The organism is Haloarcula nitratireducens (assembly GCF_019599505.1).
In genome coordinates this window covers 475,549-498,541 of record NZ_RKLT01000001.1, presented here as the reverse complement: position 1 = coordinate 498,541, position 22,993 = coordinate 475,549, and the positions used below count along the sequence as shown (strand labels likewise).

Genomic DNA, 22,993 nt, shown 5'->3' with positions numbered 1-22,993 from the left:
ATCACCCCGTATCCGACCGCGGCTTTTAACGGTTGCCAAACGTCGCCGACAGCGGGGACCGGTACCACGAATTCTCGACAGGTCGGCGCGAATCAGCTGCCGGGGAGGATGTCGCCCAGCGCCGCGCCGATAGCCATCGGAACGAAAGCCACGGTGCACGTACAGAGCGACCGCCAGACGACGACGGGGTCCGTCGACCACTCGACCAGCCCCCACCCGGTCAGGAGCGCCACGGAGACGGCGAACGCGGTAGCCGTGACGACGGCGAGACGGCGCGGGATGATCCCGAAGAGACGGTTAGCGACCCGGACGTCCTGAAAGTCCGCGACGTAGAGGATACCGAACACCATCGCCACCGCCGCCGCCAGCGTCCCGAGGAAGTACAGCGGATGTCGCGCGATATGCTGACCCGCGTCTATCGTGCCCCCTTCGACGGCCATCGGAATACCGAACAGGAGCGACCCGAGGACGGCCTCCGCGAAGTCCTCGCGGTCGAATCCCCAGATGACCCGGCCGAAGACGACGGGATCGCGGTCCTGTGCCGCCGTCGCCGCTCGCATCGCCTCGCGGACCTGTTCGCGCTCGGCCTCGCTGTCGACGATGTCCTCCAGCTCTTCGAGCTCGTCGAACAGTTCGTTGATCCCGTCGTCGGCGGCTTCGGACCGGTCGTCGGTCATCCCTCGTCGAAGTCGTCGCCGGGGGCGGCGGTCCGAGAACGCAGTTCGGCGGGCGAGGACGGCTCCCCGTTCTTCCAGACGTAGAACCCCTCGCCGGTCGATTCCCCGAGGTGGCCGTCGGCGACTCGCCGGCGGAGGAGCGCCGGCGGCTCGAAGCGGTCGTCGAGGGCCGGCGCGAGGTGGTCGAGCGATTCGAGGACGGCGTCGAGCCCGCGTTCGTCGGCCCGAGCGAGCGGGCCGCGCTCGCTCTCCGTTCGCGCCGCCGCGAGGTCCGCGTCGGGGACGGTGGCGACGCCGGATTCGACCACCCGTATCGCCTCGACCAGTTCGGCGAGTTCGAGGCGCGCCGCGGCGAACCCCGGCGTGTCGCGGACGGTCAGCGGGACGCCGCCGAGTTCTTCGACGAACTCGCTCACGCGTTCGCGCGCAGCTTCGGTCGTCTGGTCGGCGAGCACGACCTCGACGAGTTCGGATTCCGCCGGTTCGACGAAGTGGAGACCCGCGGCGCGTCCGGGCCGCTCGAGCCCGGTGGCGACGGCGGTGACCGACTCCTCCGTCTCGCTGACGAAGATCGCCTCGTCGTCGACGAACTGTTCGACCTCGGCGAGCAGTTCGCGGCGTTCGTCTACGTCACCGGCCGTCGTATCGAGAACGACGTCGGTACCGGAGACCGCGCTCTGTAGCCCCGTCGTCCCGTCGACGTGGTCGCTGATATCGCGTTCCGGAAGCCGCTGTCCGACGGCGTCGATGCTGTCCATCACGGCGTGGGCGTCCGAGTCGTACAAGCGCACGTCGTATCCTGCGCGCAGGCACTTGCGGGTGGCGTCGCGCCCGCGCGTGCCGGCCCCCAGTACGGCCACATTCATGCCACTATCACCGGTCGCCCCCGGGTTAAGCCTTTACGCACTCCCCGATGTTCCTCCGATTCGCCACCAGTAGCAGGCACTTACCCGGGGTAAATCACTGCCTTAGCCAAAACATTTATACGTAATAGGCCGTTCTCCGTAAAAGAACACATGGAAAGGCCGACGCGCCAGCGGGAAACGGACCAGCAGGAGCGTGAGCAGGAGTCCGAGGACACGGGTCAGCAGACCTGTCCGGAGTGTGAGTCGGAATCCATCACCAGCGACGGCGGTGGTGAGCTCGTCTGTGAGGACTGCGGCCTCGTCATCGAGGACGAGAACATCGATCGCGGGCCGGAGTGGCGCGCGTTCAATCACTCCGAGCGCCAGTCGAAGTCACGCGTCGGCGCGCCGACGACCCAGACGATGCACGACAAGGGGCTGACCACCCAGATCGACTGGAAGGACAAGGACGCCTACGGTCGGTCGCTCTCCTCGGAGAAGCGCTCCCAGATGCATCGCCTGCGAAAGTGGCAAGAGCGCATCCGGACGAAAGACGCCGGCGAGCGCAACCTCCAGTTCGCGCTCTCGGAGATCGACCGCATGGCCTCGGCGCTGGGTGTCCCGCGCTCGGTGCGAGAGGTCGCCTCGGTCATCTACCGGCGCGCGCTCAACGAGGACCTCATCCGCGGCCGCTCCATCGAGGGCGTGGCGACGGCCTGCCTGTACGCCGCCTGCCGACAGGAAGGCATCCCGCGGAGCCTCGAAGAGGTCTCGGACGTCTCACGAGTCGAGCAGAAGGAGATCGGGCGAACGTATCGCTACGTCGCCCAGGAGCTCGAGCTCAAGATGGAACCGGTAGACCCCAAGCAGTACGTCCCCCGGTTCGCCTCGGAGCTCGAACTCTCCGAGGAGGTCCAGTCGAAGGCCAACGAGATCATCGACACGACGGCAGAACAGGGCCTGCTCTCGGGGAAGTCCCCCACGGGTTACGCCGCCGCGGCCATCTACGCCGCGTCCCTGCTCTGCAACGAGAAGAAGACCCAGCGCGAGGTCGCAGACGTCGCGCAGGTGACGGAAGTCACCATCCGAAATCGGTATCAAGAGCAGATCGAAGCGATGGGTATCCACTGACGGCTCGTCGCCACTTCCGTTTCCGACTCCGTTCTTTCGTGCGGTCCGTACGCCACGGTGAGCGGCCGGTCGACCCTTTCCCACAAAAAAGTGAAACGTTCGTACCGTCGAGTGTAGCCGTATCACGTCGATGCCATCGGACTTCGACGGGAAGCTGGCCCCTGACCTCGCTCTGGACTACCTGACAGCCCGGTTCCCCGAGATCGTCGAGACGGAACTCGACGCGCCGACGGGCGAGGGGACCGCCCCGCACCGAACCGAGCGGGTTCGCCCGACGAGGCTGCGTCTCGAAAAACAGGATAAACACTCGTAACGCGGTGAATAATCGGTGGATTTCACTCGGCACCGGTTCTGGTCCGTCGATTTCCCGCATTCTTTTTATCCGTACCCCGTGACCCGCCGGACATGCGCGCTGTCAGATTCCACGAATACGGCGGACCGGACGTCCTCACGGTCGACGAGATCCGGCGACCAGAGATAGGGGCGGACGAGGTACTGGTCGAAGTCGAGGCCGCGGCGGTCAACCCCGTCGACACCTACTTCCGCGAGGGCGGATACGAACCGGGCGACCTCCCGTGGATTCCGGGGTCGGACTGCGCGGGCACGGTCGCCGCGGTCGGCGAGTCGGTCTCGGAGTACGCCGAGGGCGACCGCGTCTTCGCCACCGGACTCGGTAACTGGCTGCAGGGGACCTGTGCCGAGTACGCCGCCGTCCCCGAATCCTATCTGGCTCACCTGCCCGAGGGCGTCGACTTCGAGACGGGGGCGGCCGTCGCCTTGGTCGGCGTCACGGCGTGGGAGTCGCTGGTCGCCGCCTGCTCGCTGAACCCCGCCGAACGCGCCCTGATTCACGGGGGAAGCGGCGGCGTCGGCCACGTCGCGGTCCAGCTCGCCGCCGCGAACGGCGCGCGGGTCACCACGACGGCGTCGCCGACGTACCACGACCGGCTACGCGAACTGGGTGCCGACGACGTGCTGGATTACTCCCGGGACGACCTCGCCGACGCCGTCGTCGCGGCCGGCCGCCCGGACGTGATTCTCGATCACCGCCTCGACGACTACCTCTCGTTCGACGCCGAGGTGGCCGCACAGGGCGGTCGGGTCGCCGCCATCGGCAACAGCGACGCCGCGGCCACGTTCGAGAGCGTCCCGAACTGCCGGTCGAAGTCGCTGTCGGTCCACCACGTCCTGATGTTCAACGCGCCCGACTTCGGCGGGGTGCTCGCGTCGCTGGCGACGCTTCTCGAAGACGGCGATCTCACCGCAGAGGTCGCACAGACCTACAATCTCGCCGAGGTCGCCGACGCACACCGGGACGTTCTCGAAGAGAGCTTCCTCGGGAAGCTCGTCGTCACTCCCTGAGTCCGCCGGCGGACTGAGCTTTTATCGGGCCGTCGCCCCTCTCTTCGAACATGTCCGTCACCTTCGACATGGACGGCGAGGTCGCACTGGTCACCGGCGTCGGCGGCGCATTGGGGAGTTCCGTGGCCAACGCCTTCCTCGAAGCGGGGGCGACCGTCTGCGGGGCCGACGTGGTCGAACCCGACAGCGAGGACTTCCAGCTATCGGATCCCGACCGCGTCGACTTCCACGGCGGCGATTTCACCGAGGAGGACGACGTCGCGGACGTCGTCGAGACCGTCGTCGACGAACACGGCCGACTGGACTACCTCCTCAACATCGCGGGGACGTGGCGCGGCGGCGACCCGATAGCGGAGACCGAGGCCGATACGTTCGACTTCCTCTTCGACGTCAACCTGAAGACGATGTTCCTCGCCTCGAAACACGCCCTGCCGCACTTACAGGACAGCGAGGGCGCGATCGTCTCCGTCTCCGCCCGGTCGTCGCTCGAAGGCGGCGAGGGCGACGGTATCTATCGAGCGACGAAGGCCGGCGTTCGATTGCTGACCGAGACCATCGCCGAGGAGAACCTGGGCACCGTCCGAGCGAACAGCGTCATGCCGAGCGTCATCGACACGCCGATGAACCGCGACATGATGCCCGACGCCGACTTCGAGGAGTGGGTCGACCCAGCGGACATCGCCGCCGTGATGCTGTTCCTCTGTTCGGACGCCGCGGCGGTCACCAGCGGGGCGGCGGTGCCGGTCTACGGGGAGGCCTGAGATGCCGGAGAAGGCGGGGTCGAGGGGAGACCCCCGAAAGAGGAGAACGCATGACTGACTGTCCACACCGGGGATAGACGGGACGGAGCACCGTGACGACGGGTCGCTGACTGGTCCAGCGGCCGGCGGCCGAGTGTGGACGATCGGATCTGCGGGACCGACCCACTAGTACGTTGATAATATCGCTATATAGCGCTCCGTCGTCGGCCGGTACCGCGGTCGGCGTCGACCACGCCGCGATATCTCGCCGGAATCACAGCCGTTAACCGGGGAACCGGCACAATCGTTCCACTATGTCAGAACGAGAGACGTGGACGACGCGCGTCGGATTCCTCCTCGCGGCCATCGGGAGCGCAGTCGGTCTCGGGAACCTCTGGCAATTCCCGTTCAAGACCGCGACCAACGGCGGCGCGGCGTTCGTCGCCTTCTACCTCGTCGCCGTCCTCGTCGTCGGCTTCCCGGCGATGCTGGCGGAGTTCGTCCTCGGCAGGCGGACGAACGTCAACGCCGTCGACGCCTTCGAGGAGATGGGCCACCGCAACTGGCGCATCGTCGGGGGCTTCGCCGTCTTCACCGGATTCTGGATCCTCTCGTACTACAACGTCGTCGGCGGGTGGGTCCTCCGGTACATCCTCGGGAGCGTCCGCGGCGCGTACTTCGGCGACCCCGCCGGCTACTTCGGGGCCGTCTCCTCGGGCCCCGAGGCGGTGCTGGCACAGGCGATCTTCCTCGCCGTCGTCGTCGGCATCGTCGCCTTCGGCATCGAGGACGGCATCGAGAAGGCGACGAAGGTGATGGTTCCGAGCATCGTCGTCCTGATGGTCGCGCTGGCGGCGTGGGTGGCGACGCTTCCGGGCGCCGGCGAGGGCTACGCCTTCTTCCTCTCGCCGGACCTCGGGACGATGGTGGCTAACGCCGGGTCCATCATCCCCTTCGCCGTCGGACAGGCCTTCTTCACGCTCTCGCTGGGGATGGCCATCATGATAACGTACTCCTCGTACGTCGGCGAGGACGACAACCTCATCTTCGACGGCGGCGTCATCGTCGTCTCGAACACGCTCGTCGGCATCCTCGCCGGCATCGTGGTCTTCCCCATCCTGCTCACCATCGGCGCGGAGATTACCACCCAGACCGGCGGGGCGGGCGCGCTGTTCGTCGCGACGGCCGCCGGGTTCGGAACGCTCCCGTACAGCCGCGTCTTCGGCGTCGTCTTCTTCGGCGTCGTCCTCATCGCGGCGCTCTCCTCGGCGATCAGCCTACTGGAGGTGACCGTCGCCTACGCGAACGACAACTACGGGATACCGCGACCCTACCTCGCCGGGGCCGCCGGCCTCGGCCTGTTCGTGCTCGGTCTCCCTTCCGCGTGGAGTACGACGTGGCTGACGTGGTTCGACAACTTCGCGTACCAGTTGTTCCTCCCGTTCTCGGGGCTGCTGCTGACCGTGTTCGTCGGCTGGGTCGTCGGCGGGCGCGCCGTCGACGAACTGGGTCAGGGGGCGGAGGGGCTCGGTTCGTTCGGCGGGGTCTGGCTATGGACGCTCAGGCTCGTCGTGCTCGTCGCGCTCCTCGGGACGCTCGTCCTCGGTATCCAGACGATGTTCCTCGGTTCCGACCCCGCGTTCTTCGCACCGTTCTGACGTGTCTGGCCCGCTCTCGACACGCTTTTCGGTGTCGACGCGGACGCTGAGACGATGAGTAGAGCTACGTGGCGCACGCGAGTCGGGTTCGTCCTCGCCGCCGTCGGGAGCGCGGTCGGGCTGGGCAACATCTGGCGGTTCCCGTGGCTGACCGCCCAGAACGGCGGCGCGGCCTTTCTCCTGTTGTACGTACTGGTGATCGTCCTCGTCGGCGTCCCCGGGCTGCTGGGCGAGATGGTCATCGGGCGGCGGAGCCGGCGCAACCCGGTCGGCGCGTTCGGCGAACTGGGCGGCCGCCGCTGGCGGGCCCTCGGCGGCGTCGCGCTGCTCGCGTCCGTCGTCGTCCTCTCCTTCTACTCGGTCGTCGGCGGGTGGATCCTCCGCTACACGCTCGCCAGCGCCACCGGCGCGTACTTCGGAGACCCGCAGGGGTACTTCGCGGCCATCGACTACGGCGTCGGCGCGGCGGGCTTTCACGCGCTGTTCCTGCTGGCGACGGTCGGCGTCGTCTACGCCGGCGTCGACCGCGGCATCGAGGCGGCGACGAAGGTGATGGTCCCCGGCATCGTCCTCCTCTTCGGCGGCCTCGCGGCGTGGGCCGCGACGCTCCCGGGGAGCGCCGGCGGCTACGAGTTCTTCCTCTCGCTCGACGTGGGTTACCTCCGGGCGAACTTCTTCGACGTCCTCGTCGCCGCGGCGGGCCAAGCGCTCTTCACGCTCTCGGTCGGCGCGGGCGCGATGCTGACCTACGCCTCCTACATCGGCGAGGACCGCTCGCTGGCCGCCGACGGGACGCTCATCGCCGGGCTGAACACCGGCATCGGCGTCCTCGCGGGACTGGTCATCTTCCCGCTGCTGTTCTCGCTGGGCGTCTCGCCGGGCGAGGGCGGCCCGGGCGCGCTGTTCGTCAGTCTCGCGGGAGCCTTCGCGGATCTGCCCTACAGCCGCGTCGTCGGGTTCGTCTTCTTCGGCGTCGTCCTGCTGGCGGCGCTGTCCTCGGCCATCAGTATCTTCGAGGTGCTCGTCTCGTACCTCGTCGACGAACACGGTCTCGGCCGCTCCAGCGCCACGGTCGGCGTCGGCGGCCTGTTCCTCCTCACCGGGAGCGCCGCCGCGCTGTCGCCGCCGCTGTTCGCCCTGCTGGCCGACACGGTCGCCAACCTCGTCCTGACCGCCGGACTGCTCGGCTTCCTGCTGTTCGACGGCTGGGTGCTGGGGAAGGCGGCGCTCGACGAGTACGAGCGCGGCGCGGGCCGCCTGGCCCGACTGGCCGGTCGCCCGTGGTACTACGCCGTCGCCGTGGTCCTCCCGCTGTTCCTCGCGTTCACGCTCGTCTCCGGGCTGGGCGGTCTCCTCGGCGTCGCGGTCTCGGCGACGCAGGCCGCCGCCGTCGCTCTCGTCGGCGTCGCCGCCTTCGTCGCCGCCGTGCGGTTCCGCGGCCGACCCGCGAGCTGATCGAGAGCGGAAGATAGAAACCCGGAAACCGCTCCGAGGCGTCCGACCGAACGATGGAACGGGGCACTATCGACGTCGATTCCCTATCGGGCGGACTGGACCTGCAAGCCACCGTCGAGAGCGGCCAGTCGTACCTCTGGGACCGCGAGGACGGCCGAATGTACGAGCGGGAAGCGGCCAGCGGCGGCGATGCGTGGTACTGGACGACGCTCCGGACCGACGAGGGGCCGGTCGTCGTCCGCGTCCGCCAGACCGACGACGAACTGGTCTGGGAGTCGTCCGTCGACGCCGAATCGCGCGTCCGGACGCTGCTCGGCCTCGACGACGACCTCCCGGCGATACGAGAGACGGCCCCCTCCGACGACGTCGTCGAGGAGGCGTTCGACGCCTACTGGGGGATGCGTATCGTCCGCGACCCGGCGTTCCCGACGCTGATCTCCTTCATCTGCTCGGCCCAGATGCGAGTCGGACGCATCCACGGGATGCAGCGGGCGCTCCGCCGGGAGTTCGGCGAGACCGTCTCCTTCGACGGGCGGACTTACGACGCCTTCCCGACCCCCGCCGCGCTGGCGGCCGCGAGCGAGGCGGAGCTCCGAGACCTGAACCTGGGGTATCGCGCCCCCTACGTGAAGCGGAGCGCGGAGATGGTCGCCGACGGCGAGGCTCGCCCCGAGGACGCGATCGGCTCGGAGTACGAGGAGGCCCGCGAGGCGCTGACGGCGTTCGTCGGCGTCGGCGAGAAGGTGGCCGACTGCGTTCTCCTGTTCTCGCTCGGCTATCTCGAAGCGGTCCCGCTGGACACGTGGATTCGGAGCACCATCGAGGAGTACTACCCCGAGTGCGACCGCGGCAACTACGCCGAGACCTCCAGGGCCATCCGCGAGACCCTCGGCGGCGAGTACGCCGGCTACACGCAGACGTACCTCTTTCACTACCTTCGTTCGGGCGGGCGGGACTAGGCAACGGGCGACAGAACGAATTATACAGACCGTATCGGAGTAAGGTCCGAACCCCGAGGGATAGCGTCCGACTTACTTTCCGGACTCTATCTGCTACTATGACGCATGGAAGACGGCGATACTCCGGACGGGTCTGCCGTAGTGATATCGAACGACGCGCCCGGCTCGGTGACCGCCGTCAGGTCGCTGGGCCGGCGCGGCGTCAGAACTATCGTCGCGTCCGACAGCGACCGCTCGCCGGCGTTCGCCTCGAAGTACTGCGACGAGCGGGTCCGGTTGCCCAGTCCGTACGACGACCTGCTCTCGTATCGGGACGTGCTCCTCGACCTCGCGGCGCGCCCCTCCGTGAAGACTATCGTCCCGGTTCGGGAGGAAGATGTCTACGTCCTCTCGAGATACCGCGAGGCGTTCGAGGAGTACCTCACGCCGGTGTGGCCGACGATGGGGACGCTATCGAGAGTTCACGACAGGCTCGACCTCTTCTCGGCCGCCGAGCGTGCCGGCGTCACCGTTCCCGAAACCAAACTGCTCACCGACGTGGACGACTGGGACCGCCGTCTCATCGCGAAGGGGCGCTACGGGGCGCTTACCGACTACTACGTCGACGAGGTCCCCCCGACGGAGTCGTGGTCGATGCCGAACACGCAGTACTTCGAGCCGGGCGACCCTCCCGACGTCGAGGACCTGATCGACCGCATGGGACACGAACCCATCGTCCAGGAGTACGTCGCCGGGACCGAGTACACCATCCGTGCGCTGTACGACGAGGGAGAGGCGCTGTTCAGCACGCAGAAAGCCCTCCGTCGCGGGTTCAAGTACCCTCGCGGTCCGAGCGTCTACCACGAAGCCGTCGACATCCCGGAACTCCGCGAAGCGGGGCTCGCGGTGTTGGACGAACTGGAGTGGCACGGCGTGGCGTCGGTCGGGTTCATCCGCGACGAAGCGACAGGGGAGTTCGAGATCCTCGAAATCAACCCGCGGTTCTGGTCGTCGCTCCCCTGTGACCTCCACGCGGGGGTCGACTACCCGCTGTACTACTGGCGGCTCGCCAACGGAGACCGCGGCCCGTTCGCGCCCGAGTACCGGCCCGGAACGGCGTCGCACTTTCTCCGCGGCGAAGTCAGTCACCTGCACAGCGTCGCCACGGAGGAGTACCCGTTCGTCGAGAAGCCGTCGCTGCTGCGAACGGCGGCGGAGACGGTCGGCTCGATGGTCACGCAGCCGCACTTCGACTTTCTCGACAGCGACGACATCCGGCCGTTCCTGCGCGACGGTCTGAACGCCGTCCTAGAGCGACGAGATATCGGGACGTCGCGCCCGACGACCACGCTGTCAGCGGAGAGTCGTCTGGTCGACGCGGAGCCGAACACCGAGAGTACCGAGCGGGAAGTGAGCGCCGACCGCCGGGCCTAACTGCCCGCCGCGAGTAGGCGCGGACATGGCGCGCCGACGCGTTCACGTCTACGTCTCCGGGCGAGTACAGGGCGTCTACTACCGTGCGACGACGCGGGACACCGCCAACGACCACGGCGTCGACGGCTGGGTGACGAACTTAGACGACGGCCGCGTCGAGGCGGTGTTCGAGGGCGACCCCGACGACGTCGAGTCGATGGTCGAGTTCTGCCACGAGGGGAGTTCCCGGGCGGACGTCGTCGACGTCGAAGTGGAGGAGGAAGACCCCGAAGGCATCGACGGCTTCGAAGTCCGCTGGTAGCGCCACACCGCCCGTCGCTCCGCTGTCACCGTCCACCACCGTTACCACGCTGGCGGGCGAACCGCCGCCCATGCTCACCGGTACTGAGATGGGCGTCGTCGACGAGAACGCCGCGGCGCTCGGCGTGCCGCGCAAACAGCTGATGGAGTCCTCGGGCAACGCCGTCGCGCGGGCGGTTCGAGACCACGCCGACCCCGGCGACGAGGTGACGATCGTCGCCGGCCGCGGGAACAACGGCGGCGACGCCCTCGTCGCCGCGCGGTTCCTCGACGAGTTCGACCTCCGCGTCCTGCTGTTGGGCCGCCCAGAGACAATCACGACCGACATCGCCCGCGAGAACTGGGACGCGCTCGAAGCAGCGGAGTATCCGACCGAGCAGGTCCGCGACGCGAGCGACGTCTCGCTCGCAGACCCCGCGGTCGTCGTCGACGCGATGCTGGGGACCGGCATCGGCGGCGCGCTGCGAGAACCCGAAGCGACCGCCGCGAGCGCGATGAACGACGCCGACGCGCCGGTTCTCTCCGTGGACGTGCCGTCGGGGCTCGACGCCGCGGACGGCACGCTCGCGGGGAACGCTGTGGAAGCCGACCACGTCGTCACGTTCCACGACACGAAGCCCGGCCTCCCCGAGCTGGACGCCGAGGTCACCGTCGCGGACATCGGCATCCCCGACGCCGCCGAGCTGTTCGTCGAACGCGGCGACCTCACCCGCCTCAGTCGGGCCGGCGACGCGCACAAGGGCGACAGCGGCGAGGTGCTCGTCGTCGGCGGCGGCCCCTACACCGGCGCGCCGGCGCTCTCCGCGCAGGCGGCGCTCCGGGGCGGTGCCGACCTCGTCCGCGTCGCCGCCCCCGAGACCGTCGCCCGCGAGATTCAGGGCTACACGGAGAACCTCATCGTCCGCGAGTACGAGGCCGATTTCCTCGGTCCCGAACAGGTCGACTGGCTCGCCGACCTCGCCGAGGGCCACGATACGGTCGTCCTCGGTCCCGGGATGGGCGACGCCGACGAGACGCTCTCGGCCGTCGAGGAGTTCCTCGGCGGCTACGAGGGCACCGCCGTCGTCGACGCGGACCCGCTCGCCGTCGTCCCCGATATCGAGACGAACGCCGAACTCGTCTGTACGCCCCACCAGGGCGAACTGCAGAAGATGGGCGGGGAGACCAGCGACGACTGGCGCGAGCGGGCCGACCTCGTCGAATCCTTCGCCGCCGATATCGGTCACGCCCTACTCGTGAAGGGGGCCTACGACGTCATCACCGACGGCGAGGAGACGCGCATCAACCGCACCGGCAATCCGGGGATGACCGTCGGGGGCACCGGCGACGTGCTGGCGGGCGTCACCGGCGCACTGACTTGCGTGCAGGAGCCGCGCCACGCGGCCGCCATCGCGGCTCACGCCGTCGGCGACGCCGGCGATTCGATCGTGGACGAGCGGGGCTACGGACTGGTGGCGACCGACCTGCTGGCGGAAGTGCCGCCGGCGCTCTGGAAGTGACGATCAGACGCCGAGCCACTCGTCGTTCCGGACCGAGTAGCCGTTCTTCCGGCAGAACTTCGCCGCCTGCCGGCGCACGTCACGGGACCCAGGGAGCTTCTCCTTCTCGTGGATTCGCTCGACGATCCAGTCGCCGATGACCCGGATTCCCTCGTCCTCGTCGTCCTCGTCGATCGCCTTGAGTTCCCGGAACGTCTTCTCGTAGGCTTCTCGCTGTGAGGTGCCGAGGTCCACGTTCGGGAGCGAGTCGCTCGCTTCCACGATCCGCTTCATGGCCGCGGCGATTCTCGGCCGCTGTACCCGCATTCGGACGGCGGCGGTCGAACTGAACCGCTCCTCGTCCGTGTCCGGGACGAGTTCCTCGACGGTGTAGCTCTCGCCGCCCTCGGTCAGGGTTCGGTCGCCGACCGCCGCGACGACGTCGCTCCCCGTCGCCGGGAATTCGACCGCGTCGAGCGCCGCCTCGAAGTCGTCGAGTTCCGCCGGGTCGACCGGCGGTTCCGTCTCGTCCCCGCGCTCTAGTTCCGCGACGACGTCGCGCTCTCGCTGGCGTCTCTCCGCGTCGCGCGCTTGCTTGTCTCGGCCTGATTTATCGTCTGCCATCACTACGTGTAGGATTCGCAACTGGATAACCCTGTGGCTGGTACCCGGAGCCGACGGGGTTCGTCGTCGGCGAGCGGGCTCTCAGGCCGACGCGCCGACGAGGTCGCCCGCTTTCGCCCGAGACTGCTCGACGATGGCGGGGCGGGCCTCGAACTCGATGACGACCTGGTCGCCGTAGTCGACGGTCTCGACGTGGGCGTGGTCGTGGATCCACGACACGACGCTCATCGTCTCGTCGGTCATCGGGAGGACGAGGCGCTCGCGCTCGTAGTCAGGGAGCTCCGCGTCGATGCGGGCGGCGAGTTCCTCGATGTTCAATCCCTCCTTGCCGCTGACGGCCACGGGGTTGGGCGCGAGTTTCGAGAGCGCCTCTCGCTTCCGGCGGACCTCCTCGTCGTCTACCACGTCGGTCTTGTTCAGCACCGTCACGATGGGGGCCTGGTTGCGCTCGTAGAGCGTGTCGTGGCTCGTCACCAGCTTCTCGCGTATCTCCTCGACGGATTCGGAGACGTCCACGACCAGCAGGACGAGGTCGGCGCGGTACACCGAATCCAGCGTCGACTTGAAGGACTCGACCAGCCAGTGTGGGAGGTCCTGGATGAACCCGACAGTGTCCGTCACGAGCACGTCGCGTTTGCCGACCTGCGCCCGGCGCGTGGTGGTCCCCAGGGTCGTGAACAGCCGGTCCTCGCTCTCGGCGGTCGTGTCCAGGTCCGGGTGGAGGTCGTCGTTCTCGTCCACCTCGAGGTCGTCGGCCAGGCGGCGAAGCAGCGTCGACTTCCCGGCGTTGGTGTAGCCCGCCAGCGCCACGAGATCGAACCCGGACTCCCGGCGCTGTTCGCGGCGGTGTTGCTCGGTCTCCTCGATGGATTCGAGCTCGTCGCGGATGTTCGAGATCTGCTTTTTGATGTCCTCTTCGCGGGTCTCGTCGTACTCGCCCAGCCCCATGAACCCCGGGCGCTCGTCGCGCTTGGCGAGGCTGGCCTTGGCCTCCGCTCTGGGCAGTTCGTAGCGCAGTTCGGCGAGTTCGACCTGTAGCTGCGCCTTCCGCGTCTGGGCGCGCTGGCCGAAGATCTCGAGGATGAGTCGGAACCGGTCGACGGCCTGAACGCCCTTCGGGAGTTCGTTCCCGATGTTGTACGTCTGATAGGGCCCCAACTGGTTGTCGAAGATGACCGTGGTGGCGTCTTCGAGCGCCACTTTGTTGGCCAGCCGCGTTACCTTCCCCTCCCCGAGGTGATACGCCGGGTCCTCGGTTCTGGTCTGTGTGACTTCCCCGACCACTCGGTACCCGGCGGCCCGGGCGAGGTCGCGAATCTCTTCGGTGTCTGCCGTGCCGCTGTCGACCCGCTTTACGACAACCGCACGCTCGGTGGTGTGTGTCGCCGTCACTTACGCGACAGTACGCCGTCCGATTATTTAATCTGCGGGGTGGGTCGCGTCGCTCCACCGGTGATACTCTGAGCACAAAGGATTTAATAGCCGATATTCTGGTATCCAGTATGGTCGAATTTGTGTTACAACTAGAGGGGTTCAATCTCCCGCAGATGGGCCTCGAACTGGGTACTGGCGGCCTCATCGGCGGTATTATCGGATTTGCTGCCAAAAAGATCGCGAAGATCATCGCCGTCATCGTCGGTCTCGAACTGGCGCTCTTTAAGTTCCTGGAGACGCGGGGCATCCTCGAAGTGAACTGGCAGGCTATCGGCGGGGCCGCTCAGAACGCCACGCAGGGGGCGACGTCGGCCGCCGGGGGACAGCCGCCGTCGTGGATGATGTCGATCATCTCGGCGCTCCCGGTCAGCGCGGGCTTCACCGGCGGCTTCCTCGTCGGCTTCAAGCAGGGATGACCGGCCTCGGCGAATCCCTCGCGAAGTGAGTTCGGTAGGAGCGAGGTCGAAAGTAGAATCTTGGCCGTCCCGGCGGAGCGCTATACGGTGATACGGCTCACCCGAGGAAGTACCGAGCCCACGGGTACTGTTCTACGAGTGGTACTCCATCGACCTCGTACTGTTCGATATAGGCATCGAGACCGAAGATTCTGCCCGCGCCGAACGCGGCCACGGAGAGGAACACCAGCAGATACGCGAAGTCGCCGTTGATGTAGCCGTGAGCGATGTCCCAGTTGCCGAAGTAGAACATCACCATCGTGACTTCCTCCCACGAGTACAGTCGTGGGCTTCCCGAGGTTCTTATGTTACTCCCGTCAATTCGGATGGTTGGGAATTTACGGTTTGTTGGACAGTCAGCCACTGGGAAAGCCACGTCCCCGTTACTCCTATCCCGCGAAGGACTTGGAGATATCTGATTGTTTAACGACTGTCGGAGTGGTCGGCTTACGTTTTGATTTCGGCTACGAACCGTGGCAAACACCGAGTCAACTGCCAGTTCTCCACTCACACCACTCAATACGGTGGTTTGTGACTTACTAGGTCGGATCATCCCACGACTGAAGTCGTAGGTTTTCTCCTCGAATCTCTATAAATGCGCCCCAGAACGCCGCCAGCCGCGTCAGGCATCCGACTATCAGCCCGAGACCGATGAGCAACTGCCCCACGGGACGGCGACGTTCACGAAGACCGGAGACCGAGTCTGTCGCGGCCGTGATTCAGCGAGTGCTGATGTCGTCTTCGTCTTTGATGATCTGCGTCTCGGCTTCGCCGCTCGTGTGCTCGTTGACGAGGTCGTAGAACTCGTTTTGCATCCCCGCCGGGAACGTGAGCACGCCGACCCACGAGCCGTCCGATTGCCACTCTTCGCGCTCTAAGTCGCCGAACTGCCGGATCTGGGCCTGCGCGCTCCCGGCGTAGTCGGCGGGCACCTGCACGGCGACGGTCACCTCGTCGAACCGGATGGGGATGACCGGCCGCAGGGCGTCTAAGGCCTCGTCGACCTGCGTCTCGACGGGTTCCATCGGGTCGACGCGGAAGTCCGTCTCTTCGAGCGCCGACTCGATGCGTTCCGGCGGGTGGGGCGCGTCGTCCATCTGCGGGTTGACGGCGTTGCGGGTTATCTGCTGGACGAGTTGCTTGTGCTTCTGTTCCTGCATCTCGCGGCGCTGGTCGGCCGTGATCTGTATCTCGCCGCGTTCGACGACCTCGGGGATTATCTCCATCGGGTCTGTGGTGCCGAACACCTCCTCCAGGCTCTCTTCGGGCGGTCGATCACCGTGCGAGGCGTCCTCGAAGACGTCCTCGGCCGCGATGACGTCCTCTAGCTCGCCCTCGAACTCACCGCGCTTCATCGCCAGCGCCGCGTCGGGGTCGACCAGTACCTCGAAGCGCTGTCCGTGCGACTCGAGGCGCGCCGTCACAGCCTCGTCAAGCGATATCATACCCGTCGGTAGCGGGGGGTCGGTTAAAGTCCTTACTGCGTCGGTCGATTCGAACGCCCCCAGACGCGGCGAGAGCGAAAGAAGAGGGCGGCGGCGGGCGCGGCGTTTACTCCTCGTCTTCCGGTTCGTCGGTCTCCTCACCTTCGTCCTCTCCCTCGGACGGGAGCAGGTCGGCGTCGGCGAGGTGGTCCGCTTTCTCCTCGTCCGTGAGCTCGCGGAACCGCTCGGTCTCGACGTCGATGACGGCGACGCCGATCCCTTCGGGGGTGAGTTCGTCGTCGTTGGCCGAGGCCAGCGCCGCGAGCGCCAGGTCGACGCCGGCGTCTAAGTCCATCTCCTCGTCGTAGTGCTCTTCGAGGTAGTCGCGGATGTCGCTGCGGTCGGCACCGACCGCGAGCGCCTTCCACTCGTAGGGGGTCCCCGAGGGGTCCGTCTCGTACAGGCGGGGTTCGCCGTTGGCGATGCCGGCGATGATGAGCGCGACGCCGAACGGCCGCGCGCCGCCGACCTGCGTGTACTGCTGGATGTAGTCCGTGATCTCCTTCGTGAGCGTCTCGACGCCGACGGGTTCGCCGTAGCGCAGCTGGTTGACCTGCGCCTGCCGGCGGGCGAAGTCGATGAGCTGGCGGGCGTCGGCGACGTGGCCGGCGGAGGCGATGCCGATGTGGTCGTCGGCCTTGTGGATCTTCTCGACCGAGGAGCGCTCCATCAGCGGCGAGCGGATGCGCTTGTCGACGGCCAGCACCACGCCGTCCTTCGTCCGGATGCCGATGCTCGCTGTGCCGCGCTTGACCGCCTCGCGGGCGTACTCTACCTGATAGAGGCGTCCGTCCGGCGAGAAGATAGTGATTCCCCGGTCGTACGCCTGCTGTTGATTTTGTCCCTGCATAGTTATCGGAAATCGAGGTCTGTCGCGCCCGCGAACGCGTCGTCTGTGCGCACGTCGACTCGCTTTCCACGGGCGTCGGCGCGCCTCTCTGCGTTCTCGAACACGACGTGTCTCTGTTCGAACGGTTCCCCCGGCCCGCCTATATACTTTTCTTCACACGCACGTACGGTGCCGCTCGTTCCCGTCACGCGAAGGCCCACGGGTTGCCCGTCGATGGCGTCGATACAGGCCAGCGCGGCCCGCGCGTCGTCGGCGTGCCCGCGGCGGACCCGGACGATCGCGTGGCCCGTCGCGTCGTCGTGGGCGAAGCGGATGACGGTCATACCGGCGTCGGCGCTGCCCGGATCACCGAGGAGGTTCTGTGCGGCGTACCAGACTTCGCGCTGGAATGCCCGGCGGCCCACGTCGGCGTCGGGCCACGTCTCGATACGGACCGCGAGATAGCGCCAGCGCGGCCGGAGGTGTTTCGGGAGGTGTTTCATCGTCCTGTCGGCGCACTCCGCATACCCGACGGTGTCCCGCCCGAGTGAAGAACTGTCCGATACGTATCGGTCGTCGAAAACGGACCGCTACCGGTATCACGTCCGGCTAGCGCAGCGTCGACCCGATTCGACTGGCGCTGTCCTCCTCGTCGACCCGCCGCGGCGACTCGTCCTCGATCGGATTCCGGACGAGTAAGTACGCCGACGCGAGTCCCATCCCGACGGTCTCGGTGACGATGATGGGGTCGAACGCGAGCAGGGCGGGGGCGCTGAGCGCCGCGACGAGCAGGAACGTGAGGACGGTTGCCGCCCGCGCCCACCCCGCGCCGTCGACGATTCCGCCCGCCGCCACCACCAGCAGGAGTCCGGCGGCGAACGTCGCCGGGACCGACCCGGTGACCAGCATCGCGTCGCTCACCGCCGTCTCCACCGTTGCCAGCACCCCGCCGATGAGGTACTTCGCCCCGACGACGGCCGCGAGCGAGGCGACGACGAGCGCGCCGAACCTCGGGGTCCTCTCGGTCATATCAGGAGTTGACGCCTGTGAGACACATAAATGTATCAGACTGTTCGCGGCGCAAAATTGGGTTAGGCGTCGTCTATATCCTCGATTCGGACGCCCGGTTCGACGAACGCGTCGTCGGTGAGCCGTCGGTTGCGCTCGACGAGCGCCCCCCACTCCGCCAATCCCGACGTTATCTGCTCGGCGTCGAACCCGATGCGCTCGCCGAGCGCGACGAGCTCTCGGGGGGCGCGCATCTGGAGATGACCGCGGGGGTCGGCGCTGACGACGTAGGGCGCGTCGGCGTCGACGACGAGCTCTCGGAGCTTTCTGAGGTCCTGTAGCGCCCGGACGCGACTGCCGCCGGTCTCGCGCAGTATCGAGCGAAGCGAGAACTCCACCCGGACGCCGTTCTCTGCGGCCGCCTTCGCCAGCACGTGGTTGAAGTCGCCGTCGCCGCGCATCGGGTGGGCGAGGACGTCGACGGCCGGTTGCTCGACGGCGAACCGGTTGATGGCCCGAGTGCCGCCGTGGACGGCGACGAGCGTCTGTTTCGTCCGGTGGTTCCCGACGAGACCGCTGGCCTGCGAGCGGTCGTCGGCGCGCACTTCGACGCCGCTTACGACGTCGGTACCGTACTCCTCGGCGACAGTCTCGGGGTCGTAATCGGCCGGTTCGTCGCCGTGGTTCCGGACGACGATGCCGTCGAAGCCGTATTCGGCCGCGGTAAGCGCCTGTCGAGCGACGGTGCTCTCCCCGTCCGGGTGGGCGTGGACGGCCTCGTACATCACAACTCGTCGAGGACGGCGCGGGCGTTCGCCACCGCCTTCTCCCGCTTTGCGGGGTAGGCCTCTACTTTGGCCCGCAGGGTGATGCCGTCGCCGCGACGCGCCTCGCCGCCGAAGGCGGCCTGCTTGTCGAACGTGAGAAAGAACGAGCAGTTGTCGTCGACCCTGTCGCTCAGTTCCGCTTTGACGGCGTCGATATCGTCGACCGTCGCCACCTGCGAGAGGACGTGGCGCACGTCGTCGGCGTTCTCGACGCGCGCCGAGAGGACGACGATCCGATCGCCGTAGTGACCCTCGCTCTCGGCCCGTTCGATGGGATACTCCGCCGGCAGAAAGGTGCGGAGCGCGTCCTCGACGCGCTTGTCGTCCTCCGTGGCGTAACAGAACGTCCGGAGGTCGACGTAGTGGAACGGAACCGACGACATGGATACCTACGCGTCGTCCTCGGCCGCTTCGAGGTTATCCTCCGGGACGCCCTGTTCCTGGCCGTCTTCGAAGGAGACGGTGTAGTTGGCGTCGCCGAACATCGTCTCGACGACCTGCGTGACCGTCCCCGTCTGCCCGTCGTAGTCGCTGTGCTCGTCGTGAAGCGTGACGCTGTCGTCTTCTTCGAATGCCATGTCCCGCGGTACTCGATGGCCGGTCAAAAAGGGACTGATTCGCCGCGGGGAGCGGTTTCACTTCCGGAACCGTCGCGGACGACCCCCGATCGCTCGCCGGTCGCTGTCTTCTCCGTTCGACCGGGTGTCGAAGAGTTATAGTAATTCTTGCCCCTACGTGGTCGTATGACTGGTTCGTCTCTCTCCCTCCGGCCCCCGTCTCCGTGCGGTAGGTGCGACGCGTTCGACGGCGGCAGATGACCACCGTCGACGACCTGTGGTATCTCGCCGACGTCGCCAGCCAGCAGGCCGAGCAGGCGTATCACGAACTGACCGACGGCTACGACGCCTTCGTGGAGTTCACGCGCCACCACCGCGTCCCGCGGCGGCGATTCCGACGCGTCGCCGAGGACGCGAGAGACCACGGCGCGCCCTACGGCGCACACACGCTCACCTATCGACCGTCCGGCGACCTCCTGTTAGTCCGCCACGAGGGCGTCGACAAGTGGGTGTTGCCCGGTGGCGAACTCGACGGCGCCGAGTCGTTCCGCGAGGCGGCTATCCGCGAACTCGCCGAAGAAGGAGGCGTCGAGGCGACGATAGAGGGACTGGGGATGGTCGGCCGCATCGAATTCCACTGCGACGGCAACAGCACCTGGGGCGTCCTGCCGGTGTTCGAGGCGCGCGCCGAGACGACCGAGATAGCCGTCGCGGACCCGGACGGGGAGATAAGCGACGCGCGCTGGTTCGCCGAGCTACCCGAGGACACTCGGGACCGCGCGGAGATCCTCCGGTGGCGCGACCGGCGGTTCGCGTAGCGCACGCTATCGGCGTACCGAAGACGACGGAAGAAACCGAGACGGCTACGCTTACGCTTGCTCTTGGCTCTGTGACTCGGCGGACTGCTCGGACCGGCGCGACTTGGCCTTCTCGACGAACGGCGCGGCCGCGCCCAAGTTGTCGGAGGTCGTCGAGCGCGCCTTCTCGACGAACGGCGCGGCGCTGGACCACTTCTCGCCGACGAACGCGCCGGCCAGGGCACCGAAGCCAGCGCCGGTGCTGGCGGCGCTCCGCCCGACGAGTCCGCCGAGTGCGCCGCCGACTGCGCCGCCGATTGCTGCGTACTTTGCGCGACTGACCGCTCGTCCGACGCGTTCTTTCATACCTGTACTGTCGGGGGTCGGACGTATAAAAGTGACCGCCGAGAGCCGACATGTAGCTCACGTATCACGTCCGCTCACTCCGGCCCGTAGGACTTTCCCTCGCGGGCATCGGCGTTCATCCGACGCACGGTCGCCCGGGCGTTACTGGCGTCGTAGCCGAACAGCACCGAACGGCCGTATTCCTCGGCGACTTCGACCGCTTTGGCGAGGTCGTCCACGTCGACGTCGACGGCGTACAGTTCGATGCTGAACGGGGCGTCGAGGCGGTCGACGAACCCCTTCGCGAGTATCTCCAGCCAGTAGGTCGTCGAGTAGGCCATGTCGTAGATGGGGACGACGAACTCGTCGACGAACTGGGAGATATCGTCGACGCTGACGCCGGTGCGGGCTTCGAGGTGGCCCGGATAGGGGTCGGGATAGACTGTCACGTAGAGGTCGCCCGGCACGCGCTCTCGGGCGTCGGCGACGAACTCCGTGATGACGTTCGTGCGCCACGCCGACCAGTCCTCGAAGTCGCTCTCGGCGAACTTCCGCTCGCAGCGCTCGCAGTGACAGTACTCCTCTCGTGGAAACCCCACGTCGTCCAGGCGCACGTCCTCGTTGACGGTGGCAGCCTCCTCGACGATGTCGAGCAGTCCCTCGCGGTAGCGCTCGTGGGTCGGACAGACGTACGTCCAGTCGAAGTACGGTTCGTTCCGCGTCGCGGCGGTGCCCTCGTCGTCGAACGCCAGCAGCTCCTCCTCGCCCTCGACGGCGTTGTCCCCGAAACACGACACCATGTTGACCGCGTCCTCGATGGGTTCGACGGCTCGACCGGTGACGTCCTTGACCTCGTAGAACGCCCGGTCGAACTCGGACCACCGGGTCTCCTCCTCGTTGCGCGTGACGACGCCGTACATGGGCGGCCGTAGGACGGTAGGTCGGGTAAGGGTTCTGAAAAGGGCGGTCGGAAACGATACGACTGCGTCTCCCCCGCGTTATCGCTTGGTGGCGTACACCAGCGCGAGGGCGACGACGACGACCAGGGCAAGTACCTTCTTCGACATCGTTTCGAGGTGCGAACGGCGCTCGTAAAATACTATCGCTCAGATGACCACTCGCTCAGTCGTCTCCGGCCTGCGTCGCGTCGTCCGGCGTTCCGTCGTCCGTCGTCGCGGCGGCGTCGTGTGTCCCGACCGGCGGACGGTTGACCTCGGCGGCCGCGGTCGCCGACGCGTCGGTTCGGTCGTCGCCGTCGGTCTCGATGTCGGCCATCTCGCCGCTATCGCGGGCGTCCTGGTCGATGCGCATCGAGCAGAAGTCGACGCCGCACATCGAGCAAAAGCGGGTGTCCTTGTAGTTGTCGCCGGGCAGGGTCTGGTCGTGGTACTCGCGGGCGCGGTCGGGGTCCAGCGCCAGTTCGAACTGCTCGCGCCAGTCGAAGGCGTAGCGCGCCTCAGAGAGCGCGTCGTCCCACGCGCGAGCGCCGTCCCGCCCGTCGGCCACGTCGGCGGCGTGGGCGGCGATGCGATACGCGGCCAATCCCTCCCGAACGTCCTCCTCCTCGGGGAGACCGAGATGTTCCTTGGGCGTGACGTAACACAGCATCGCGGCACCGGCCCGAGCGGCCTCCGTCGCGCCGATGGCGCTCGTGATGTGGTCGTAGCCCGGCGCGACGTCGGTCACCAGCGGTCCGAGGACGTAGAACGGCGCGCCGTCGCAGACTTCTTGCTGACGCTCGACCTGCCCGGCGATCCGGTCCATCGGAACGTGGCCCGGCCCCTCGACCATCACCTGCACGCCCTGATCCCGCGCCGTCCTCGTGAGTTCCCCGAGCGTGTCCAACTCGGCGAACTGCGCGTCGTCGCCCGAGTCGGCGAGACAGCCGGGCCGGAGGCCGTCACCGAGGCTGAACGTCACGTCGTACTCGGCGAAGATATCGCAGATCTCCGCGAATGCCGCGTACAGGGGGTTCTGCATCTCGTTTTCCTCCATCCACTGCGCGAGGATGGACCCGCCGCGCGAGACGATGCCCGTCTTGCGGCCGTCGGTCAGCGGCAGATGCTCCATCAGGACACCGGCGTGGACAGTCATGTAGTCCACGCCCTGCTTTGCCTGTTTCTCGATGACGTCGAGCAGTAGTTCGTGGGTGATGTCGGTCGCGTCGCCGGCGCGCTTGACGGCCTCGTATATCGGCACCGTGCCGATGGGGACCGGCGAGTGCTCGACGTTCGCCTCCCGGATCGCGTCCAGGTCGCTGCCCGTCGAGAGGTCCATCACGGTGTCGGCCCCGTAGTGAACGGCGGTGTGCAGTTTCGACAGTTCGCCCTCGACGTCGCTGGTCTCCTCGCTGTTGCCGATGTTGGCGTTGACCTTCGTTCCGAACGCCCGACCGATGACCATCGAGTCCAGCGCGTCGTGCCCGACGTTGTTCGGGATCACGGCCCGTCCCTCGGCGACTCGCTCGCGGACGAACTCCGCCGAGACGCGCTCTCGTTCGGCGACACGCTCCATCGCTTCCGTGACGGTACCACGCCGTGCGGCCTCCAGTTGCGTCATCGATAATCTAGTTATATTACTAGGTAATAAGTCTGGGGTCGGCGGTTCTCGCGCGC

At 67.2% G+C, this 22,993-nt stretch carries 26 protein-coding genes and 1 pseudogene; 12 read left to right on the top strand and 15 right to left on the bottom strand.

Annotated elements, in window-relative coordinates:
• Window positions 1–92: 92 nt before the first annotated feature.
• Both EGH23_RS02570 and EGH23_RS02565 read right to left on the bottom strand, forming a co-directional pair.
• Complete coding sequence (locus EGH23_RS02570) at window positions 93–677, bottom strand: DUF2391 domain-containing protein (RefSeq protein WP_220578465.1); 585 nt, start codon at window positions 675–677, stop codon at window positions 93–95.
• The gene (locus tag EGH23_RS02565; protein WP_220578464.1) at window positions 674–1,543 is read right to left on the bottom strand and encodes a 3-hydroxyacyl-CoA dehydrogenase family protein; all 870 of its coding nucleotides are present in this window, start codon (window positions 1,541–1,543) and stop codon (window positions 674–676) included. Before EGH23_RS02565 ends, EGH23_RS02570 begins: the two co-directional genes overlap by 4 nt.
• A 150-nt stretch (window positions 1,544–1,693) precedes the next feature.
• On the opposite strand from EGH23_RS02565, the gene EGH23_RS02560 reads away from it, so the two are divergent.
• The 10 genes from EGH23_RS02560 to EGH23_RS02515 all read left to right on the top strand — a co-directional run bounded on the left by EGH23_RS02560 (window position 1,694) and on the right by EGH23_RS02515 (window position 12,039).
• Entirely contained in the window at window positions 1,694–2,653 is a 960-nt protein-coding gene (locus tag EGH23_RS02560; protein WP_135302450.1) for a transcription initiation factor IIB, read from the top strand.
• A 130-nt stretch (window positions 2,654–2,783) separates the two neighbouring features.
• Entirely contained in the window at window positions 2,784–2,966 is a 183-nt protein-coding gene (locus tag EGH23_RS02555) for a hypothetical protein (RefSeq protein WP_220578463.1), read from the top strand.
• A 92-nt stretch (window positions 2,967–3,058) separates the two neighbouring features.
• The gene (locus EGH23_RS02550) at window positions 3,059–4,015 is read left to right on the top strand and encodes an NADPH:quinone reductase (protein WP_220578462.1); all 957 of its coding nucleotides are present in this window, start codon (window positions 3,059–3,061) and stop codon (window positions 4,013–4,015) included.
• Between the two features lie 50 nt (window positions 4,016–4,065).
• Window positions 4,066–4,776 carry an SDR family oxidoreductase gene (locus tag EGH23_RS02545; RefSeq protein WP_220578461.1) on the top strand — a complete coding sequence of 237 codons (711 nt, stop codon included), beginning with the start codon at window positions 4,066–4,068 and terminating at the stop codon, window positions 4,774–4,776.
• A gap of 293 nt (window positions 4,777–5,069) precedes the next feature.
• On the top strand, window positions 5,070–6,413 hold the full coding sequence (locus tag EGH23_RS02540) for a sodium-dependent transporter (protein WP_220578460.1): 1,344 nt from the start codon (window positions 5,070–5,072) through the stop codon (window positions 6,411–6,413).
• Between the two features lie 54 nt (window positions 6,414–6,467).
• The gene (locus EGH23_RS02535; protein ID WP_220578459.1) at window positions 6,468–7,868 is read left to right on the top strand and encodes a sodium-dependent transporter; all 1,401 of its coding nucleotides are present in this window, start codon (window positions 6,468–6,470) and stop codon (window positions 7,866–7,868) included.
• Between the two features lie 53 nt (window positions 7,869–7,921).
• Complete coding sequence (locus EGH23_RS02530; RefSeq protein WP_220578458.1) at window positions 7,922–8,827, top strand: DNA-3-methyladenine glycosylase family protein; 906 nt, start codon at window positions 7,922–7,924, stop codon at window positions 8,825–8,827.
• A 141-nt stretch (window positions 8,828–8,968) separates the two neighbouring features.
• Window positions 8,969–10,240 carry a carboxylate--amine ligase gene (locus EGH23_RS02525; protein WP_328765774.1) on the top strand — a complete coding sequence of 424 codons (1,272 nt, stop codon included), beginning with the start codon at window positions 8,969–8,971 and terminating at the stop codon, window positions 10,238–10,240.
• Window positions 10,241–10,265: 25 nt separating this feature from the next.
• Window positions 10,266–10,541, top strand: coding sequence for an acylphosphatase (locus EGH23_RS02520; RefSeq protein WP_220578456.1), 276 nt, complete (start codon window positions 10,266–10,268; stop codon window positions 10,539–10,541).
• 70 nt (window positions 10,542–10,611) lie between these two features.
• Window positions 10,612–12,039, top strand: coding sequence for an NAD(P)H-hydrate dehydratase (locus tag EGH23_RS02515; RefSeq protein ID WP_220578455.1), 1,428 nt, complete (start codon window positions 10,612–10,614; stop codon window positions 12,037–12,039).
• A gap of 3 nt (window positions 12,040–12,042) precedes the next feature.
• Here EGH23_RS02515 and EGH23_RS02510 read toward each other — a convergent pair whose 3' ends face one another.
• Together EGH23_RS02510 and hflX are read right to left on the bottom strand one after the other, a co-directional pair.
• Complete coding sequence (locus EGH23_RS02510) at window positions 12,043–12,642, bottom strand: DUF5789 family protein (protein ID WP_220578454.1); 600 nt, start codon at window positions 12,640–12,642, stop codon at window positions 12,043–12,045.
• Window positions 12,643–12,723: 81 nt separating this feature from the next.
• Window positions 12,724–14,034 (bottom strand): GTPase HflX, encoded by a 1,311-nt coding sequence (gene hflX / locus EGH23_RS02505; RefSeq protein ID WP_220578453.1) that lies wholly within the window; start codon window positions 14,032–14,034, stop codon window positions 12,724–12,726.
• Window positions 14,035–14,144: 110 nt separating this feature from the next.
• Between hflX and EGH23_RS02500 the strand changes: the two genes are divergently transcribed.
• A complete protein-coding gene (locus tag EGH23_RS02500) occupies window positions 14,145–14,492 on the top strand; it encodes an FUN14 domain-containing protein (RefSeq protein WP_220578452.1) in 348 nt (115 codons plus the stop codon).
• 97 nt (window positions 14,493–14,589) lie between these two features.
• Here EGH23_RS02500 and EGH23_RS02495 read toward each other — a convergent pair.
• The 8 genes and pseudogenes from EGH23_RS02495 to EGH23_RS02460 all read right to left on the bottom strand — a co-directional run.
• A pseudogene (locus EGH23_RS02495) lies at window positions 14,590–14,790 on the bottom strand (DoxX family protein); the annotation flags it as partial.
• Window positions 14,791–15,250: 460 nt separating this feature from the next.
• Window positions 15,251–15,976 carry a ribosome assembly factor SBDS gene (locus tag EGH23_RS02490; protein ID WP_220578451.1) on the bottom strand — a complete coding sequence of 242 codons (726 nt, stop codon included), beginning with the start codon at window positions 15,974–15,976 and terminating at the stop codon, window positions 15,251–15,253.
• Between the two features lie 106 nt (window positions 15,977–16,082).
• The gene (psmA, locus tag EGH23_RS02485) at window positions 16,083–16,865 is read right to left on the bottom strand and encodes an archaeal proteasome endopeptidase complex subunit alpha (RefSeq protein ID WP_220578450.1); all 783 of its coding nucleotides are present in this window, start codon (window positions 16,863–16,865) and stop codon (window positions 16,083–16,085) included.
• Between the two features lie 2 nt (window positions 16,866–16,867).
• Window positions 16,868–17,347 (bottom strand): Rpp14/Pop5 family protein, encoded by a 480-nt coding sequence (locus EGH23_RS02480; RefSeq protein WP_220578449.1) that lies wholly within the window; start codon window positions 17,345–17,347, stop codon window positions 16,868–16,870.
• A gap of 106 nt (window positions 17,348–17,453) precedes the next feature.
• Window positions 17,454–17,873 carry a hypothetical protein gene (locus tag EGH23_RS02475; RefSeq protein WP_220578448.1) on the bottom strand — a complete coding sequence of 140 codons (420 nt, stop codon included), beginning with the start codon at window positions 17,871–17,873 and terminating at the stop codon, window positions 17,454–17,456.
• 62 nt (window positions 17,874–17,935) lie between these two features.
• Complete coding sequence (locus EGH23_RS02470) at window positions 17,936–18,637, bottom strand: RNase P subunit p30 family protein (protein WP_220578447.1); 702 nt, start codon at window positions 18,635–18,637, stop codon at window positions 17,936–17,938.
• Window positions 18,637–19,062 (bottom strand): RNA-binding protein, encoded by a 426-nt coding sequence (locus tag EGH23_RS02465; RefSeq protein WP_220578446.1) that lies wholly within the window; start codon window positions 19,060–19,062, stop codon window positions 18,637–18,639. The genes EGH23_RS02470 and EGH23_RS02465 overlap by 1 nt, the downstream gene beginning before the upstream one ends.
• A 6-nt stretch (window positions 19,063–19,068) precedes the next feature.
• Complete coding sequence (locus EGH23_RS02460) at window positions 19,069–19,257, bottom strand: DUF1918 domain-containing protein (protein WP_162316527.1); 189 nt, start codon at window positions 19,255–19,257, stop codon at window positions 19,069–19,071.
• Between the two features lie 236 nt (window positions 19,258–19,493).
• Between EGH23_RS02460 and EGH23_RS02455 the strand changes: the two genes are divergently transcribed.
• On the top strand, window positions 19,494–20,054 hold the full coding sequence (locus EGH23_RS02455; RefSeq protein ID WP_220578445.1) for an NUDIX hydrolase: 561 nt from the start codon (window positions 19,494–19,496) through the stop codon (window positions 20,052–20,054).
• Window positions 20,055–20,105: 51 nt separating this feature from the next.
• On the opposite strand, the gene EGH23_RS02450 is transcribed toward EGH23_RS02455, so the two are convergent.
• The 3 genes from EGH23_RS02450 to thiC all read right to left on the bottom strand — a co-directional run bounded on the left by EGH23_RS02450 (window position 20,106) and on the right by thiC (window position 22,937).
• On the bottom strand, window positions 20,106–20,399 hold the full coding sequence (locus EGH23_RS02450) for a glycine zipper 2TM domain-containing protein (RefSeq protein WP_220578444.1): 294 nt from the start codon (window positions 20,397–20,399) through the stop codon (window positions 20,106–20,108).
• Between the two features lie 74 nt (window positions 20,400–20,473).
• A complete protein-coding gene (locus tag EGH23_RS02445) occupies window positions 20,474–21,298 on the bottom strand; it encodes a hypothetical protein (protein ID WP_220578443.1) in 825 nt (274 codons plus the stop codon).
• Window positions 21,299–21,500: 202 nt separating this feature from the next.
• Entirely contained in the window at window positions 21,501–22,937 is a 1,437-nt protein-coding gene (thiC, locus tag EGH23_RS02440) for a phosphomethylpyrimidine synthase ThiC (RefSeq protein WP_220578442.1), read from the bottom strand.
• Window positions 22,938–22,993: the final 56 nt, after the last annotated feature.

Excerpts from the sequence above, each read along its gene's own strand:
- EGH23_RS02570 (WP_220578465.1), bottom strand. The coding sequence starts at position 677 with ATGACCGACGACCGGTCCGAAGCCGCCGACGACGGGATCAACGAACTG.
- EGH23_RS02565 (WP_220578464.1), bottom strand. The coding sequence starts at position 1,543 with ATGAATGTGGCCGTACTGGGGGCCGGCACGCGCGGGCGCGACGCCACC.
- EGH23_RS02560 (WP_135302450.1), top strand. The coding sequence starts at position 1,694 with ATGGAAAGGCCGACGCGCCAGCGGGAAACGGACCAGCAGGAGCGTGAG.
- EGH23_RS02555 (WP_220578463.1), top strand. The coding sequence starts at position 2,784 with ATGCCATCGGACTTCGACGGGAAGCTGGCCCCTGACCTCGCTCTGGAC.
- EGH23_RS02550 (WP_220578462.1), top strand. The coding sequence starts at position 3,059 with ATGCGCGCTGTCAGATTCCACGAATACGGCGGACCGGACGTCCTCACG.
- EGH23_RS02545 (WP_220578461.1), top strand. The coding sequence starts at position 4,066 with ATGTCCGTCACCTTCGACATGGACGGCGAGGTCGCACTGGTCACCGGC.
- EGH23_RS02540 (WP_220578460.1), top strand. The coding sequence starts at position 5,070 with ATGTCAGAACGAGAGACGTGGACGACGCGCGTCGGATTCCTCCTCGCG.
- EGH23_RS02535 (WP_220578459.1), top strand. The coding sequence starts at position 6,468 with ATGAGTAGAGCTACGTGGCGCACGCGAGTCGGGTTCGTCCTCGCCGCC.
- EGH23_RS02530 (WP_220578458.1), top strand. The coding sequence starts at position 7,922 with ATGGAACGGGGCACTATCGACGTCGATTCCCTATCGGGCGGACTGGAC.
- EGH23_RS02520 (WP_220578456.1), top strand. The coding sequence starts at position 10,266 with ATGGCGCGCCGACGCGTTCACGTCTACGTCTCCGGGCGAGTACAGGGC.
- EGH23_RS02515 (WP_220578455.1), top strand. The coding sequence starts at position 10,612 with ATGCTCACCGGTACTGAGATGGGCGTCGTCGACGAGAACGCCGCGGCG.
- EGH23_RS02510 (WP_220578454.1), bottom strand. The coding sequence starts at position 12,642 with ATGGCAGACGATAAATCAGGCCGAGACAAGCAAGCGCGCGACGCGGAG.
- EGH23_RS02500 (WP_220578452.1), top strand. The coding sequence starts at position 14,145 with ATGGTCGAATTTGTGTTACAACTAGAGGGGTTCAATCTCCCGCAGATG.
- EGH23_RS02490 (WP_220578451.1), bottom strand. The coding sequence starts at position 15,976 with ATGATATCGCTTGACGAGGCTGTGACGGCGCGCCTCGAGTCGCACGGA.
- psmA (WP_220578450.1), bottom strand. The coding sequence starts at position 16,865 with ATGCAGGGACAAAATCAACAGCAGGCGTACGACCGGGGAATCACTATC.
- EGH23_RS02480 (WP_220578449.1), bottom strand. The coding sequence starts at position 17,347 with ATGAAACACCTCCCGAAACACCTCCGGCCGCGCTGGCGCTATCTCGCG.
- EGH23_RS02475 (WP_220578448.1), bottom strand. The coding sequence starts at position 17,873 with ATGACCGAGAGGACCCCGAGGTTCGGCGCGCTCGTCGTCGCCTCGCTC.
- EGH23_RS02470 (WP_220578447.1), bottom strand. The coding sequence starts at position 18,637 with ATGTACGAGGCCGTCCACGCCCACCCGGACGGGGAGAGCACCGTCGCT.
- EGH23_RS02465 (WP_220578446.1), bottom strand. The coding sequence starts at position 19,062 with ATGTCGTCGGTTCCGTTCCACTACGTCGACCTCCGGACGTTCTGTTAC.
- EGH23_RS02460 (WP_162316527.1), bottom strand. The coding sequence starts at position 19,257 with ATGGCATTCGAAGAAGACGACAGCGTCACGCTTCACGACGAGCACAGC.
- EGH23_RS02455 (WP_220578445.1), top strand. The coding sequence starts at position 19,494 with ATGACCACCGTCGACGACCTGTGGTATCTCGCCGACGTCGCCAGCCAG.
- EGH23_RS02450 (WP_220578444.1), bottom strand. The coding sequence starts at position 20,399 with ATGAAAGAACGCGTCGGACGAGCGGTCAGTCGCGCAAAGTACGCAGCA.
- EGH23_RS02445 (WP_220578443.1), bottom strand. The coding sequence starts at position 21,298 with ATGTACGGCGTCGTCACGCGCAACGAGGAGGAGACCCGGTGGTCCGAG.
- thiC (WP_220578442.1), bottom strand. The coding sequence starts at position 22,937 with ATGACGCAACTGGAGGCCGCACGGCGTGGTACCGTCACGGAAGCGATG.